Raw genomic sequence first — 15,406 nt, forward strand, 5'->3', positions numbered from 1 at the left:
GTGACTGAGGGCGACGCACGGCAACTGCTCAGAGCCCATCCGGACTGGGTCGATTTTATCGACGCGGGCGCACTGGCCCGAGGCCGTAAATATGCAGCACAGGAACGAACGCGCATCCTTTCGCTGCAGGGCCATTCCATCGAGGCGAGGTGCGAGGGCTCGGCGGGCCAGATTTACCATCAGGATATCAAGCTGGTATTGAATTACGGCGACCTGCGCGTCTTTGGGAGCTGCTCCTGCCCGGTAGGATTGAATTGCAAGCACTGCGTCGCTGCGTTGCTGCAACTGGAGCTCGAAGGTGGAAACCTTGAGGCAGCCGCAACTCAGGAGCAAGCCGCGCTGTCGCTGCCGCCCGACCTGAACCTGTGGGTGCAGGGGCTCGAATCGCCCTCCAAGGCTGCAGCCAGTAGCGAACCGGCACGCAAAGGTCCGGCCATCTACTACCGCATTCACAGCGATAGCGAACACTTTCAGCTCGAGCCAATCAAGGGCACGCTACAAACCGACGGTACGCTGAAAATCGGCCGCATCACCTCAATGCCGGAGATGATCTACTACACCCCACGTTACGTTACGGAAGATGACGCTCGGCTGTTGCGCCTGATCGATGCCCGCAGCAAAACGCTGACGCCCGTGGCGCAGCTGGAAGGCAAGCAAGGGGCGGAGCTTTTGAGCTACGCCTTGGCGACCGGGCGCCTGCTGTATGAAGACGACCCCACGCCTTTGCATGCCGGGCCGCAACTGCATGCCGAGTTCCGCTGGGTCAGGCTGGACAACGGCAGCTACAGGGGCGCCTGGCACCATGACCAGCACCTGCAGCTGCAGGTCCTGCCCATCGAGCCTTTGCACTACATCGACCGGCATTCGCATCAGACCGGCGAGCTGCAGCATGATCTCGACCCCTTCATCGCCAGCCAGCTCGCACGCGCGCCAACCGTACCTGAACACCTGGTAGTACCTTTGAGTCATCGACTGAACGCCTTGAACCGGCAAGTCCCGACCCCTACCGCCGTGGTCACCGAGCAGGTCGAAAACATCCAGCCCAAGGGCCGGCTGATCCTTGGCAGTCTCGAATTCAGCGCCTACATGCCCAAGACCGGGCGTATGCAGCGCCAGATGCAACACCGCGCCGCCCTTTCCTTCGACTACGATGGGCTGCGCGCCAGTGGCAGCGACGACAAGCCATTGACCCGACTGGTGGACACCACCAGCCAGCGCATCCGCCGCCAGCCCCCGGCCGAGCAGGCACTGCGCAAGGCACTGCGCGAACTGGGTTTCAAGCCCGCCACCCGGCAGAGCAAGGCGCTGCCAGACAGCGCGGGCGAGATGCTTCAGCTGCCCGACGACGAAGCCTGGCTACGTTTCGCCCGCGACGGCCTGCCGCGCCTGCGCGAGGCAGGTTGGGAAGTCGACATCCACCGCGACTTCGCCTTCAACCTGCATGAGGTGGACGACTGGTACGCCAGCATCGAGGAAGCACCAGGCCATGAATGGTTCGACCTGGAGCTGGGCATCGTCGTCGAAGGCCAGCGCCATAGCCTGCTGCCCATCGTGCTGCAGCTGTTGCGCAGCAACCCCGAGCTGCTGCGGCCCAGCGAGCTGGCCCGGCGCAGCGACGACGAACACCTGCTGATCGACCTCAACCGCGGCCGGCTGGACGCCCCCGCGCTGCGCGTCGCCCTGCCCTACGGGCGAATCAAGTCGGTCATGGGCACCCTGGGTGAACTGTACCTGCACGAGGACAACGTCGGCCCCACCCTGCGCATGGACCGCGCCGACGCGGCACGCCTGAACGACATCGAACATTTGCCCCTGCACTGGGAAGGTGGCGCCCATGTGCGCGACCTGGGCCGGCGCCTGCGCGATGCACGCGACCTGCAGGTCGCGCCGCCCGCAGCGCTCAACGCCACCCTGCGCCCCTATCAGCAGCAGGGCCTGAACTGGTTGCAGGCCCTGCGCGAAATGGGCACCGGCGGCATCCTTGGCGACGACATGGGCCTGGGCAAGACCTTGCAGGCCCTGGCCCACCTGCTGCTGGAAAAGCAGAACGGGCGCCTCGCCCACCCTGCCCTGGCAGTGATGCCGACCAGCCTGGTGCCAAACTGGCTCGACGAAGCCCAACGCTTCGCCCCCGACCTGCGCGTCCTGGCCCTGCACGGCCCCGGCCGCAGCAAGCATTTCGCCAAGCTGCACGAATACGACCTGGTACTGACCACCTACGCCCTGGTGCCGCGCGACCTCGAGCACCTGCGCGCGCAGCAGTGGAGCGTACTGGTGCTGGACGAGGCGCAGAACATCAAGAGCAGCACCAGCAAGGCCGCCCAGGCTGTCTGCGAGCTGCAGGCCAACCAGCGTCTGTGCCTGACCGGCACGCCAATGGAGAACAACCTGGGCGAGCTGTGGTCGATCTTCCACTTTCTCATGCCCGGCTGGCTGGGCGAGCTCAAACGCTTCAATCAGGATTACCGTACGCCTATCGAACGCCATGGCGACGCGGAACGTCTGGCGCACCTGGTCACCCGCATCCGCCCGTTCCTGCTGCGCCGCACCAAGGAGCAGGTAGCGACCGAATTGCCTCCCAAGACCGAAATGGTCCATTGGGTCGAGCTCAGCGACGCCCAGCGTGATACCTACGAGGCCGTACGCGTGGCGATGGACAAGAAAGTGCGCGACGAAATCGCGCGCAATGGCACGGCACGCAGCCAGATCGTGATCCTCGATGCCCTGCTCAAGCTGCGCCAGGTATGTTGCGATTTACGCCTGGTCAAAGGGGTCGAGACCAAGGGCAATCAGGCTGACAAGGGCAAGCTCGGCGCGCTGCTGGACATGCTCGAAGAACTGCTCAGTGAAGGGCGCCGGGTGCTGTTGTTCTCGCAGTTCACCTCGATGCTGGCATTGATCGAACAAGAGCTGGAAAAGCGCAAGATCCGCTACAGCCTGCTCACCGGCGACACCCGTGACCGGCGCACACCGGTGCAGCAGTTCCAGCAGGGCGAGAGCGAAGTGTTTCTGATCAGCCTCAAGGCCGGCGGCGTGGGGCTGAACCTGACGGCTGCCGACACCGTGATTCACTTCGACCCGTGGTGGAACCCGGCCAGCGAGAACCAGGCCACCGACCGCGCGTACCGCATCGGCCAGGACAAGCCGGTGTTCGTGTTCAAGCTGATCACGCGCGGTACCGTTGAAGAGAAGATTCAGCAGCTGCAGCAGGAAAAAGCAGCGCTGGCAGCAAGCTTGCTCGACGGGGCAGAGGCTGGGCAGTGGCGTCTGGGGGATGAGGAAATCGAAGCGTTGTTTGCTCCGCTACCCGGAAAGCGGGCGCGCTAGCAGTCAGTCCCGGCTACTTCGCTGGCAAGCCCCCACAGGACTTTCACTGCCTTGGACAGCAGCGAGATACCTGTGGGGGCCGGCACAGTCAATCGACCAATTGCGCCTCGCGCAACGCCCCTAGCGCCTCCAGCCAACGCGGCTGCTGGCGATAATCGGTCCGCGCAAAACCCTGCCCGCGCATGCGTGCAATCCGCGGCGATGGCTTTACCTTCAGCCGCTGCGCCGCGCTCAAAGCCAGCTCTGCTGCCGCCCGGTCATTGCACACCAGGCCCATGTCACAACCCGCACTCAGCGCCGCCTCGATCCGATTGGCCGCATCGCCGACCACATGCGCACCGGCCATCGACAGGTCGTCACTGAAGATCACCCCGTCAAAGCCCAGTTCGCCACGCAGGATGTCCTGCAACCAACGGCGCGAGAACCCGGCCGGCTGGTTGTCTACCTGCGGATAGATGACATGCGCCGGCATCACTGCCGCCAGCTGCCCGCTGAGGCGGGAGAACGGCACCAGATCTGCCTGGCGCAGTTGCTCGAGGCTGCGCTCGTCCGTCGGAATGGCCACGTGGGAGTCCGCCTCCGCCCAGCCATGCCCCGGGAAATGCTTGCCACAGGCAGCCATGCCCGCTGCATTCATCCCGCGGATGAAGGCGCCGGCCAGCTGCGTGGCACGTTGCGGGTCGCCTTCGAACGCGCGGCTGCCGACCACAGCGCTACGCTGGTGATCCAGGTCGAGCACAGGGGCGAAGCTCAGGTCCAGGCCAACCGCCAGCACCTCAGTGGCCATCAACCAACCGCACTGCTCGGCGAGGTACTCGGCATTGGCGTTATCGGCGATCGCGCGCATGGCTGGCAGGCGCACGAAGCCCTGACGCAAACGCTGCACACGCCCACCTTCCTGGTCGACGGCCAGAATCAGATCGGGACGAATGGCGCGAATGGACGCGCACAGTTCACGCACCTGGCGCGGGCTGTCGATGTTGCGGGCAAAGATGATCAGGCCAGCCACTTCCGGCTGGCGCAGGAGCTGGCGGTCTTCGGCGGCCAGCCATTTACCGGCGATATCCACCATCAGGGAGCCTTGCAGGCTGACGGTCATAGGCAATCCTTCATTACAGACTTAAAGAAGCCCACTGGGGGCATGCGGCCTCCTCGATACGCACCGGGCAATGCGCCGGTACGCGCTCGAACAGGCCAAGCAGATCGGTGTTGCGCAGGCGAATACAGCCATGGGACAGCGGTATGCCCAAGGGTTCCGTGTCGGGCGTGCCATGCAGATAGATATAGCGGCGGAACGTGTCCACGGCGCCCAGACGGTTGACCCCGGCCTCGCAACCGCTGAGCCAGAGGATGCGGGTAAGCACCCAGTCACGCCCGGGATGCTGTGCGTGCAACGCCGGCGACCAGACCTCACCGGTCCAGCGCCGGCCACGCAGCACGGCATTGAGCGGCAAGCCCGCCCCGATCCTCGCTCGCACCTGGTGCAGGCCGCGTGGCGTGCAGCCGGAGCCATTGCGCTCACCGGCGCCATTGCGGGCAGTCGACACCGCCAGGCGCAGGCACAACTGCCCATTGGCAAAGCCATAGAGGCGCTGGTCAGCGAGGGAAATGTGCAGGAGATCGAGGTCGGGCATGGGCGCTAGCTTAGCCCAAGCGCCCTGCCCCGCCCAGCCTTCAGGCCTTGGCGGTGGTGCTGGCGGTTTTACTGCGCGGGCGCAACTGTGCGGTGGCCATCGCCTCGTCGGTGACACCGCTGTCGGCGCGCATGCCAGCGGCCAGGAACGGCACCATCAGGCGCATGACCTGCTCTATGGAGGTGTTGATACCAAAGTCGGTTTCGGCAATGGCGCGCAATGCCTTGATGCCGGACATGCTGAACGCCGCGGCACCGAGCATGAAGTGCACGCGCCAGAACAGTTCGAGGGGAGGGATGCGTGGCGCGGCTTCATTGACCAGCAACATGTAGCGGCGGAACACCTTGCCATACATGTCTTCCAGGTAGCGCCGCAGGTGCCCTTGGCTCTGGCTGAAGGCCAGGCCCAGCAGGCGCATGAAGATCGACAGGTCGTTGTTGCTGCGTGGCTGCACCACCAGTGCCTGTTCCACGAGCATTTCCAGCAGTTCTTCGAGGCTGGGCTTTTGTTCCGGCTTGGCCTGGCGACGCTCCAGCTCACGTTCGAGGCTGGCGCAGAACGGCCCGAGGAAACGGGAAAAGACCGCCTGGATCAGCGCCTTCTTGGAGCCGAAATGGTAATTGACCGCCGCCAGGTTGACCCCGGCCTTGCTGGTAATCAGCCGCAACGAGGTTTCCGCGAACCCCCTTTCCGCGAACAGTTGCTCGGCAGCATCGAGAATGCGTTCAACGGTTTCCGATTGGGCCATGACTACTCCGCCAGACAGACAAACAGGTGTTTGAAACATACGTTTCAGGCCTGCGGATGTCAAGGCTCGGTGACTGTGCGGTCGCCATTAGAAAGCCCCGAGCTGCAAGCTGCAAGCCGCAAGAGGGGTGCGCGCCGCTTTTTCTTGTCGCGTGGAGCTTGCAGCTCATCCAGTACTGTATATAATCCCAGTCACTGTATAAAAAGACAGAGCGCCCGCCATGTTGAAACTGACGCCCCGCCAAGCCGAAATCCTGGCCTTCATCAAACGTTGCCTTGAAGACAACGGCTTCCCGCCGACGCGCGCAGAGATCGCTCAGGAGCTGGGCTTCAAGTCGCCCAACGCCGCCGAGGAGCACCTCAAGGCCCTCGCGCGCAAAGGCGCGATCGAGATGACCCCAGGCGCATCCCGCGGCATCCGCATCCCCGGCTTTGAAGCCAAGGCCGAAGAAAACGGCCTGCCGATCATCGGCCGGGTAGCAGCCGGTGCACCGATCCTTGCCGAGCAGCACATCGAACAATCTTGCAACATCAATCCATCCTTCTTCCACCCCCGCGCCGACTACCTGCTGCGCGTACACGGCATGAGCATGAAGGACGTCGGCATCTTCGACGGCGACCTGCTGGCCGTGCACACCTGCCGCGAGGCCCGTAACGGGCAGATCGTCGTCGCCCGTATCGGCGACGAAGTGACCGTCAAACGTTTCAAACGCGAAGGCAGCAAGGTCTGGCTGATCGCCGAAAACCCCGATTTCGCCCCCATCGAAGTCGACCTGAAAGAGCAGGAAATGGTGATCGAAGGTTTGAGTGTCGGCGTAATTCGCCGCTGAACCAGGAGGCGTCATGCAACAGTTCGTCCAAGCACAACAGCAGGTACAGCTTCCTTTGTTCGAAGCCTTCCTCGCCCAACCTGTACTGCCAGGCCTGAAGGCCAGCGAGCAGGCACGCAAGAGCAGCGAACCGGACCTGTTCAGTGAACTGTCCCTGCGTGGCGCACCCGAACATTGCCAGACCTTGCTGGCACCGGTACTACGCGAACTGAGCGAAGAGCAAGAGGCCCGCTGGCTGACGCTTATCGCACCGCCGGGCAGCCTGACCCAGGCCTGGTTGCGCGATGCCGGCCTCAACCGCGAGCGCATTCTGCTGCTGCAGCCGCGCGGCAATCAGAGCGCACTGCAACTGGCCTGTAACGCCCTGCGCCTTGGCCGTAGCCACACGGTTGTCAGCTGGCTTGGCAGCGTAAATGCCACCGCGCGACAGCAACTGTTGCGTGCAGCCAGTGCCGGAAACGCACAAAGCCTGAACATCCGCCTCGGCTGATGTTCAGGCTTTGCCTGTAACCCGAAACAACCTGGGTGTCAGTGAAGTACGCGCGGCCCTTCGTCGCGCTCGAGTTCGCCATCCATGAGGCGCCCCGCCATCTGCACGCCCACGCTCAGCATGGCCTTGGCAACCTCAACGTGTTGCCCCTGCAGGAATACCTTGGCGTCTTCCGAAAAATCCAGGGTTACCAGGGAGCCTTCGTCCTCGGCACGACGCAGTTCGATTCGGCCATCAGGCAACTCGACAATTTCCAGAAAAGACGTAGACATAAAGGGCTGTTCTCCGCGAAAGGCCAGCATTGTACCAGCCAAGGCGAAGATCAGCACTCACTCAACGCGTCACGGAATCGTCTCACCAGGCCTTTGAGGTTGTTGCGCCAGCTTTCCAGCTCTTCACGCGACAGCGCAGCCTGCTCGGGTTCGTCGAGGTTGACGGCCTGGATGAGTGGCTGAGTGACATCGGTTTTCGCGGTTTTTTTCGCGACCGGTGGTCGGAACAAATCGGCATAAGCGGTGAGCAATTGTGCCAGCCAGGTTTCCCGCTGCCTGGCCAGTTCCAGCAACTCAGCCACCTCGGGAATGGCGATGTCATTCAGGGCGTCATCGGTGAGCAATTGCTCGACACTGGGCGCGGCCGGCAGGCGGTAGAAGCCGCCAATCTCGTGACACAAGCCCAGTAGCGCGCCATACAGGTGGAACAGCGCAGATTCGCGCTCGGCCTGCACCAGGCCTTGTGCATTCATGGCCTGACTGTCGACAGCCTTGGCCATGGACTCAAGGGCAAGGCCGGCGAAGAAGAGCTTCTGGTTGGTGCGGGTGTAGAGTTCCTGGGCCATCTTGAGTGACCTCCCTAAGGCTGCAAGGCGAATACCTGCAGTTTCAGGGATCGGCGTGTACTTGTCACCAATGAATTGGGGCCGCTAAGCGGCCCCAATTACATCACTGAAACGATCAGCGCTTGTCTTCAACCTTCCAGGCATTACCGTCGTAGAACGCCTTCCACCCGGTAGGCTTGCCATCGACCTCGGACTGCACGTATTGCTCTTTGGTCTTGCGGCTGTAGCGGATCACTGCCGGGCGACCCTCGGGGTCTTTCTGCGGCGCATCGCACAGGAAGTGGTACTTGGGGTCGATCTCATGCTTGTGCGGCACGATCTCCAGCACCAGCGGCGCACGGGTCTCGCGATTCTTGGGGAACTGGCTGGCTGCCAGGAACAACCCAGAAGCACCGTCACGCAGCACGTAGGTGTCGTCGACCTTCTCGCACTTGAGCTCTGGCATGTCCACCTTGTCCATCTTCGGTGGTGCCGCCTCGCCACTCTTGAGCAGCTTGCGGGTGTTCTTGCACGCAGGGTTGGTGCAACCGAAGAACTTGCCGAACCGGCCGGTCTTGAGCTGCATCTCGCTGCCGCACTTGTCACACTCCAGGCTCGGCCCTTCGTAACCCTTGATGCGGTAACTGCCCTCTTCGATCTCGTAGCCGACGCAATCAGGGTTGTTACCGCAGATATGCAGCTTGTGCTTCTCGTCGAGCAGGTAGGCATCCATGGCCGTGGCGCAGATCGGGCAGCGGTGCTTGCCCAACAGCACGCGCGACTCCGATTCACCTTCGTCGTCCGCAGCGATTTCATCGCCCGGCACCAGGTTGACCGTGGCCTTGCAGCGCTCTTTGGGCGGCAGGCTGTAACCCGAGCAACCCAGGAACACGCCGGTGGAGGCCGTCCGGATCATCATCGGCCGCCCACATTCCTTGCACGGAATGTTGGTCATGGTCGGCTGGTTGGCACGCATGCCGCCTTCGGCTGATTCTGCCGTCAGCAGTTTCTTGCTGAAGTCGCCGTAGAACTCGTCCAGAACGTTCTTCCAGTCACGCTCGCCCTGCGCCACGTCATCCAGGCTCTCCTCCATGACGGCGGTGAAACCGTAGTCCATCAGGTTGGCGAAGCTTTCCGACAAGCGCTCGGTAACGATGTCGCCCATCTTCTCGGAGTAGAAGCGGCGATTGTGCAGTGTTACGTAACCGCGATCCTGGATGGTGGAAATGATGGCTGCGTAGGTCGACGGGCGGCCAATACCGCGCTTTTCCATTTCCTTGACCAGGCTGGCTTCGGTAAAGCGCGCAGGTGGCTTGGTGAAGTGCTGACTGGGGTCGATCTGGATCAGCTTGAGCGCTTCACCCTGGACCATCTCCGGCAACACGTCATCTTCGCCCGGCTTGCTCTGCTGGGGCAGCACACGGGTATAACCGTCGAACTTGAGGATGCGACCTTTGGCACGCAGCTCGAAATCACCGGCAGCCACGGTCACACTGGTGGACAGGTACTGGGCAGGCGGCATCTGGCAGGCGAGGAACTGGCGCCAGATCAGCTCGTACAGGCGCTCGGCGTCACGCTCCATGCCGCTGAGCTTGGTTGGGTGCGTGTTGACGTCGGAAGGACGAATCGCTTCGTGGGCCTCCTGAGCGCCTTCTTTGCTGCCGTACACCAGCGGTGCTTCGGGCAGGTACTGCTTGCCGAACTCACGCTCGATGTAGCTGCGCGCCATGTCCAGCGCGTCGACCGACAGGTTGGTCGAGTCGGTACGCATGTAGGTGATGTAGCCCGCTTCGTATAGCCGCTGAGCCATCATCATGGTCTTCTTCACGCCGAAGCCCAGGCGGTTGCTTGCAGCCTGTTGCAGGGTGGAGGTGATGAACGGTGCCGACGGCTTGCTGCTGGTCGGGCGGTCTTCACGCTTGAGCACGCTGTAGCTGGACGCCTTGAGCTTGCTCAGTGCAGCCATGGCCTGCGCTTCGTTCAGCGGCTTGAAGGCCTCGCCTTTCTCGCGGGTCACCTCGAAACGCACCTTGGCGTCCTTGGCAGTGCCAAGGTCGGCGTGCACCTCCCAGTACTCTTCGGGGATGAAGGCACGGATCTCGCGCTCACGCTCGACCACCAGCTTCACGGCCACCGACTGAACACGCCCGGCCGACAGGCCACGGGCGATCTTGGCCCACAGCAGTGGCGAGACCATGTAGCCCACCACGCGGTCAAGGAAACGGCGCGCCTGCTGGGCATTGACACGATCGATATCCAGCTCGCCGGGCTTCGAGAACGCATCCTGGATGGCTTTTTTGGTGATTTCGTTGAACACCACACGCTTGTAGCGGGTGTCGTCGCCACCGATGGCCTCGCGCAGGTGCCAGGCGATGGCTTCCCCTTCGCGGTCCAAGTCGGTCGCGAGATAGATGGTGTCAGCATCCTTGGCCAGGCGGCGCAACTCTTCGATCACCTTTTCCTTGCCAGGCAGGATCTCGTACTTGGCCTTCCAGCCGTGCTCGGGGTCGACGCCCATGCGCGCCACCAGCTGGCGACGGGCCTTCTCTTTCGGCGACAGGGCCGGCGCCTCACCCGCAGCCTTGCCACGCTTGGCGGCCGGCTCTTTGCTGGCGCTGGCCGAACCGCTGGTGGGGAGGTCACGGATGTGGCCGATACTCGACTTCACCACGTACTGGTTGCCCAGGTACTTGTTGATGGTCTTGGCCTTGGCCGGGGATTCCACAATGACCAGCGATTTGCCCATGGATCGGAGTATTCCTGAATCTGAAGATGAAAAACGCGTCAGGTGCCGGACGCGGCACCGCTATATATAGTGGCAATAGAGTGAGGTCAAGCGCGGTCGTTCACTCGTGCGCCTTGCCAAGCAGTTCAGGCAACCCTTCTTCGGCCTTGACCAAAGCAAAGCGTGGCACCTGCTCGCCGTCAACCTCGACCGACTCCTGGAACATCGAAAGTGGTCGTACCCAGAAGCTGTGGTCACCATACAGGCATTGGTAGAAAACCATCCACTCTTCGCTTTCGGAGTGCCGTGCGACACTGAAGACACGGTACTCAGGCCCTTTGTAATGCCGGTATACGCCTGGTTGTATCTGCATGTCGCCTTCCCTCTTGAAACAAATTCTGTAAAAAACAAAAGCCGGGGCACAAGGCCCCGGCTGCTGTCCCGCTACGCGATCAGACGCGTTCGAAGACAGTGGTGATGCCCTGACCGAGGCCGACGCACATGGTGGCCACGCCCAACGTACCGCCATTTTGCTTCATGACGTTGAGCAGGGTGCCGGAAATGCGTGCCCCGGAGCAACCGAACGGGTGGCCCAAGGCAATGGCGCCGCCGTGCAGGTTAACCTTCTCATCCATCTTGTCGAGCACTTTCAAATCTTTGAGCACTGGCAGGGCCTGTGCAGCAAAGGCTTCATTGAGCTCGATGAAGTCGATATCGGCCATGGACAGCCCGGCACGCTTCAGGGCTTTCTGGGTCGACGGTACAGGGCCGTAGCCCATGATTGCCGGGTCCACACCAGCCACTGCCATGGAGCGGATCACCGCCAACGGCTGGATACCGAGGTCCATCGCACGCTGGCCAGACATGACGATCATGCACGAAGCGCCATCGGTAATCTGCGACGAAGTACCGGCTGTTACCGTACCACCTTTGGGGTTGAACGCAGGCTTGAGCGATGCCAGGCCTTCAAGGGTGGTTTCCGGGCGAATGGTCTCGTCGAAGTCGAAGACCTTCAGGAAACCGTTCTCGTCATAGCCCTGCATCGGGATGATCTCGTCCTTGAACTTGCCTTCGACCGTCGCCTTGTGTGCGAGCTGGTGCGAACGCAGGCCGAACAGGTCCTGTTGCTCACGGGTGATGCCGTGCATCTTGCCGAGCATCTCGGCAGTCAGGCCCATCATCCCGGAAGCCTTGGCAGCGTGCAAGGACAGGTGCGGGTTGGGGTCCACGCCATGCATCATGCTGACGTGCCCCATGTGCTCGACACCACCGACCACGAACACGTCGCCGTTGCCGGTCATGATCGCCTGGGCGGCGGTGTGCAGCGCGCTCATCGACGAGCCGCACAGGCGGCTGACGGTCTGGGCGGCCGAGGTGTGCGGGATCTGGGTCATCAGCGACGCCATGCGGGCGATGTTCCAGCCCTGCTCCAGGGTCTGGTTGACGCAGCCCCAGATCACGTCCTCGACTTCTTTGGGGTCGACCTTGCCGTTGCGCTCCAGCAGCTTGCTGATCAGGTGCGCAGACATGTCTTCAGCACGGGTGTTGCGGTGCATGCCACCCTTGGAGCGGCCCATCGGGGTGCGACCGAAGTCGACAATCACCACGTCTCTTGGATTGAGGCTCATATCAATAATCTCGCTCTACTCTCTCAAAGGCGTTGGCTGCTCAGCTGAAGAAGCGCTGGCCGTTCTTGGCCATTTCGCGCAGCTTCGCGGTCGGGTGGTACAGCGGCCCCAGATCGGCGTACCGATCAGCCAGGGCAACGAATTCGGCCACACCGATCGAATCGATGTAACGCAGCGCACCACCACGGAACGGAGGGAAACCAATGCCGTATACCAGGCCCATGTCCGCTTCGGCAGCGGTTTCGACGATGCCGTCTTCCAGGCAGCGCACGGTCTCCAGGCACAGCGGGACCATCATCCAGTTGATGATGTCTTCGTCGGTGACTTCACGCTGCTCGAAGACGATCGGCTTGAGCACATCGAGCACGGTGGCGTCGAAGACCTTCTTCGGCTTGCCACGCTTGTCGGTTTCGTAGGCATAGAAACCCTTGCCGTTCTTCTGGCCCAGGCGATTGGCCTCATACAGGGCGTCGACGGCCGAGCGGCGCTCGTCCTTCATGCGGTCCGGGAAGCCTTCGGCCATCACATCGCGGCCGTGGTGGCCGGTGTCGATGCCGACCACGTCCATCAGGTAGGCCGGGCCCATAGGCCAGCCGAACTTCTCCATGACCTTGTCGATGCGCACGAAGTCGACACCAGCGCTGACCAGCTTGGCGAAGCCGCCGAAGTACGGGAACAGCACGCGGTTGACCAAGAAGCCCGGGCAATCGTTGACCACGATCGGGTTCTTGCCCATCTTCTTGGCGTAGGCCACGGTGGTGGCGACCGCCACTTCACTGGACTTCTCGCCACGGATGACTTCGACCAGCGGCATCATGTGCACCGGGTTGAAGAAGTGCATGCCGACGAAGTTCTCGGGGCGCTTGAGCGCCTTGGCCAGCAGGTTGATGGAGATGGTCGAGGTGTTGGACGCAAGGATCGCATCCTCTTTCACCTGGCCTTCCACTTCAGCCAGCACTGCCTGCTTGACCTTCGGGTTCTCGACCACGGCTTCGACGACGATGTCGACGTTGGCGAAATCACCGTAGGACAGTGTCGGGCGAATGGCATTGAGTGCCTCGGCCATTTTCGCCGGAGTCAGGCGGCCTTTTTCGACGCGGTTGCCGAGCAGCTTGGACGCCTCGTTCAGGCCCAGCTGGATGGCTTCCTCGCGGATGTCCTTCATCAGGATCGGGGTGCCCTTGACCGCCGACTGGTAAGCGATGCCGCCACCCATGATGCCGGCGCCGAGCACGGCAGCCTGCTTCACATCGTGAGCGATTTCGTCATGGGCCTTGGCTTTGCGCTTGAGCTCCTGATCATTCAGGAACAGGCCGATCAGGCTTTGGGCAACCGAAGTCTTGGCCAGCTTGGCAAAGCCTGCTGCCTCCACTTCCAACGCCTTGTCGCGACCGAAGTTGGCGGCCTTCTGGATCGACTTGATGGCTTCGACCGGCGCCGGATAGTTCGGGCCGGCCTGGCCAGCGACGAAGCCCTTGGCAGTCTCGAAGGCCATCATTTGCTCGATGGCATTGAGCTTGAGCTTTTCCAGCTTGGGCTGGCGCTTGGCCTTGTAGTCCAGCTCACCGCTGATGGCGCGCTTGACCAGGTCGAGGGCACCGGCCTGCAGCAGTTCAGGGGCGACGACGGCGTCGACCGCACCGACTTTCAGGGCGTCTTCAGCGCGGTTTTCCTTGCCGGCGGCAATCCACTCGATGGCGTTGTCCGAGCCGATCAGACGCGGCAGGCGCACGGTACCGCCGAAGCCTGGGTAGATACCCAGCTTGACTTCCGGCAAGCCGATCTTGGCAGAGGTGGACATGACCCGATAGTCGGCCGCCAGGCACATTTCCAGGCCGCCGCCCAGGGCGATGCCGTTGATCGCGGCAACGGTCGGCACGTCGAGATCTTCGAACGCGTTGAAGATGCGGTTGGCTTCCAGATTGCCGGCAACCAGTTCGGCCTCGGGCAGCTTGAAGTTGTCGACGAACTCGGTGATGTCGGCGCCGACGATGAACACGTCCTTGCCACTGCTGACGATCACGCCCTTCACCGAGGCGTCGGCCTTTATGGCATCGACGGCCTGGCGCAGCTCGTCCAGGGTCAGGCGATTGAACTTGTTGACGGACTCACCCTTGAGGTCGAACTTCAGTTCGACGATGCCGCTTTCAAGAGCCTTAACCGTGATGGCTTTACCTTCGTAAATCATCAACTGATCTCCACGATATGGAAGCTGAACTGTACACGCCGATCGCTGGTGGAAAAGCAGCGCTTCGCTGCTCTTGCCCAGGCACACCCGTCAGCGCGCTAGTCGGGATTCTGGATGAGCGCTGTGACATACAAACGCTCAATTCATACGCCCGTTTGATTTGGGTATGCACACATTCTCCGAAAAGGTCGGCGTTGTCAAATGCTCACAGGCATGGTGAAAACGCGACTTTCCGGTCATTTTCTAGCGTCTGGGTATAAATCATGATGACAGTGATTGCTGATCATTCATGTCAGCGATTGACCACAAGAAGTAGACCGCAGCATTTTTCGATGCACACCGCTGCAGGTTGGCTACACTGCGACTGGCTTCAAGAATTTCCCGGCCTGCCTGGCCTTTTCTGCTCTGCAGAAACGACAAAGCGGCAACGTGGCATCTGCCCCTGATGGGGTCCTGCCACGTTGCCGCTTTGTCGTTGAAACGATGTCAGGCGAGGGTTTCGAAGGCGTAGGCAATATCCTGCAACACAGATTTGTCACCCCGCTCGCTCCAGTACAGCGCGAGCATGCGCTTGTCGGCTTCGACCTTGTAAACAGTCCCCGGCAGCCGTGAGAAAACATCATTCAGGCGCGGTTCCTCACACACTTCACGCCATTGGTTCCACCACACACCGGGGCTGACCTGCCAGTAGCACCAGCTGTCTTCACGCCCACGCCGGCGCGCCCGGTGGTACTGCGGGCAGGGGCTGGGCGGCTCTTTTTCCAGCCAGTGAGGCCACTGCTGCGGTGCCAGTTGCATGGCCAGCCCCATGCGCCGCGCCTCCAGGCGCAGGCTCATCTGCTCGCCTTGCTTGCGCGACTGGCGCAGCCAGGCAAACGGGCTGAGAATCAGCGCAAGGATTGACACCACCAGCAATACCGTCATATCTGTAGATCCCATAAAGCGTTGCAAATGAGCGGGTTACTCGGTTTCACGCAAGACCCGCCCGAAGCGACCATACTTCTACTATCGCGATTGTCA

Annotated in this window: 13 protein-coding genes; 3 read left to right on the forward strand and 10 right to left on the reverse strand. The window is 62.0% G+C overall.

All coding sequences use genetic code 11. The features are described from left to right. Entirely contained in the window at positions 1-3,327 is a 3,327-nt protein-coding gene (locus ACEWE8_RS10910) for a DEAD/DEAH box helicase (RefSeq protein WP_080952125.1), read from the forward strand. Positions 3,328-3,415: 88 nt separating this feature from the next. Here the strand turns inward: ACEWE8_RS10910 and nagZ are convergent, their stop codons facing one another. From nagZ to ACEWE8_RS10925, 3 genes are read right to left on the reverse strand one after another with little or no spacing between them, the layout of a single operon-like run. Then, positions 3,416-4,414, reverse strand: coding sequence for a beta-N-acetylhexosaminidase (gene nagZ, locus ACEWE8_RS10915; protein WP_189339968.1), 999 nt, complete (start codon positions 4,412-4,414; stop codon positions 3,416-3,418). A gap of 25 nt (positions 4,415-4,439) precedes the next feature. After that, the gene (locus ACEWE8_RS10920) at positions 4,440-4,961 is read right to left on the reverse strand and encodes a L,D-transpeptidase (RefSeq protein ID WP_046786457.1); all 522 of its coding nucleotides are present in this window, start codon (positions 4,959-4,961) and stop codon (positions 4,440-4,442) included. 40 nt (positions 4,962-5,001) lie between these two features. Next, entirely contained in the window at positions 5,002-5,709 is a 708-nt protein-coding gene (locus ACEWE8_RS10925; RefSeq protein WP_046786458.1) for a TetR/AcrR family transcriptional regulator, read from the reverse strand. A gap of 220 nt (positions 5,710-5,929) precedes the next feature. Between ACEWE8_RS10925 and lexA the strand changes: the two genes are divergently transcribed. Further along, on the forward strand, positions 5,930-6,538 hold the full coding sequence (gene lexA / locus ACEWE8_RS10930) for a transcriptional repressor LexA (protein WP_012313564.1): 609 nt from the start codon (positions 5,930-5,932) through the stop codon (positions 6,536-6,538). Between the two features lie 13 nt (positions 6,539-6,551). After that, positions 6,552-7,028, forward strand: coding sequence for an SOS-induced cell division inhibitor SulA (gene sulA, locus ACEWE8_RS10935; RefSeq protein ID WP_046786459.1), 477 nt, complete (start codon positions 6,552-6,554; stop codon positions 7,026-7,028). Between the two features lie 38 nt (positions 7,029-7,066). On the opposite strand, the gene ACEWE8_RS10940 is transcribed toward sulA, so the two are convergent. From ACEWE8_RS10940 to ACEWE8_RS10970, 7 genes are all read right to left on the reverse strand, one after another. Further along, the gene (locus ACEWE8_RS10940; protein WP_003248777.1) at positions 7,067-7,300 is read right to left on the reverse strand and encodes a hypothetical protein; all 234 of its coding nucleotides are present in this window, start codon (positions 7,298-7,300) and stop codon (positions 7,067-7,069) included. Between the two features lie 50 nt (positions 7,301-7,350). Next, positions 7,351-7,866, reverse strand: coding sequence for a DUF6586 family protein (locus ACEWE8_RS10945; protein ID WP_046786460.1), 516 nt, complete (start codon positions 7,864-7,866; stop codon positions 7,351-7,353). A gap of 115 nt (positions 7,867-7,981) precedes the next feature. Continuing rightward, entirely contained in the window at positions 7,982-10,591 is a 2,610-nt protein-coding gene (gene topA / locus ACEWE8_RS10950; RefSeq protein ID WP_046786461.1) for a type I DNA topoisomerase, read from the reverse strand. 100 nt (positions 10,592-10,691) lie between these two features. Then, positions 10,692-10,943, reverse strand: a complete 252-nt coding sequence (locus tag ACEWE8_RS10955; protein ID WP_046786462.1) for a DUF1653 domain-containing protein — start codon at positions 10,941-10,943, stop codon at positions 10,692-10,694. 79 nt (positions 10,944-11,022) lie between these two features. Continuing rightward, on the reverse strand, positions 11,023-12,198 hold the full coding sequence (gene fadA, locus ACEWE8_RS10960; RefSeq protein ID WP_046786463.1) for an acetyl-CoA C-acyltransferase FadA: 1,176 nt from the start codon (positions 12,196-12,198) through the stop codon (positions 11,023-11,025). A 40-nt stretch (positions 12,199-12,238) separates the two neighbouring features. Continuing rightward, entirely contained in the window at positions 12,239-14,386 is a 2,148-nt protein-coding gene (gene fadB / locus ACEWE8_RS10965) for a fatty acid oxidation complex subunit alpha FadB (RefSeq protein ID WP_046786464.1), read from the reverse strand. Between the two features lie 486 nt (positions 14,387-14,872). Then, complete coding sequence (locus ACEWE8_RS10970) at positions 14,873-15,310, reverse strand: hypothetical protein (RefSeq protein WP_039601787.1); 438 nt, start codon at positions 15,308-15,310, stop codon at positions 14,873-14,875. Positions 15,311-15,406 lie beyond the last annotated feature (96 nt).

Source organism: Pseudomonas sp. TR47 (assembly GCF_044143025.1).
Lineage (GTDB): Bacteria > Pseudomonadota > Gammaproteobacteria > Pseudomonadales > Pseudomonadaceae > Aquipseudomonas > Aquipseudomonas putida_E.

Excerpts from the sequence above, each read along its gene's own strand:
- ACEWE8_RS10920 (WP_046786457.1), bottom strand. The coding sequence starts at position 4,961 with ATGCCCGACCTCGATCTCCTGCACATTTCCCTCGCTGACCAGCGCCTC.
- sulA (WP_046786459.1), top strand. The coding sequence starts at position 6,552 with ATGCAACAGTTCGTCCAAGCACAACAGCAGGTACAGCTTCCTTTGTTC.
- topA (WP_046786461.1), bottom strand. The coding sequence starts at position 10,591 with ATGGGCAAATCGCTGGTCATTGTGGAATCCCCGGCCAAGGCCAAGACC.
- ACEWE8_RS10925 (WP_046786458.1), bottom strand. The coding sequence starts at position 5,709 with ATGGCCCAATCGGAAACCGTTGAACGCATTCTCGATGCTGCCGAGCAA.
- ACEWE8_RS10940 (WP_003248777.1), bottom strand. The coding sequence starts at position 7,300 with ATGTCTACGTCTTTTCTGGAAATTGTCGAGTTGCCTGATGGCCGAATC.
- ACEWE8_RS10945 (WP_046786460.1), bottom strand. The coding sequence starts at position 7,866 with ATGGCCCAGGAACTCTACACCCGCACCAACCAGAAGCTCTTCTTCGCC.
- fadB (WP_046786464.1), bottom strand. The coding sequence starts at position 14,386 with ATGATTTACGAAGGTAAAGCCATCACGGTTAAGGCTCTTGAAAGCGGC.
- fadA (WP_046786463.1), bottom strand. The coding sequence starts at position 12,198 with ATGAGCCTCAATCCAAGAGACGTGGTGATTGTCGACTTCGGTCGCACC.
- ACEWE8_RS10955 (WP_046786462.1), bottom strand. The coding sequence starts at position 10,943 with ATGCAGATACAACCAGGCGTATACCGGCATTACAAAGGGCCTGAGTAC.
- ACEWE8_RS10970 (WP_039601787.1), bottom strand. The coding sequence starts at position 15,310 with ATGACGGTATTGCTGGTGGTGTCAATCCTTGCGCTGATTCTCAGCCCG.
- lexA (WP_012313564.1), top strand. The coding sequence starts at position 5,930 with ATGTTGAAACTGACGCCCCGCCAAGCCGAAATCCTGGCCTTCATCAAA.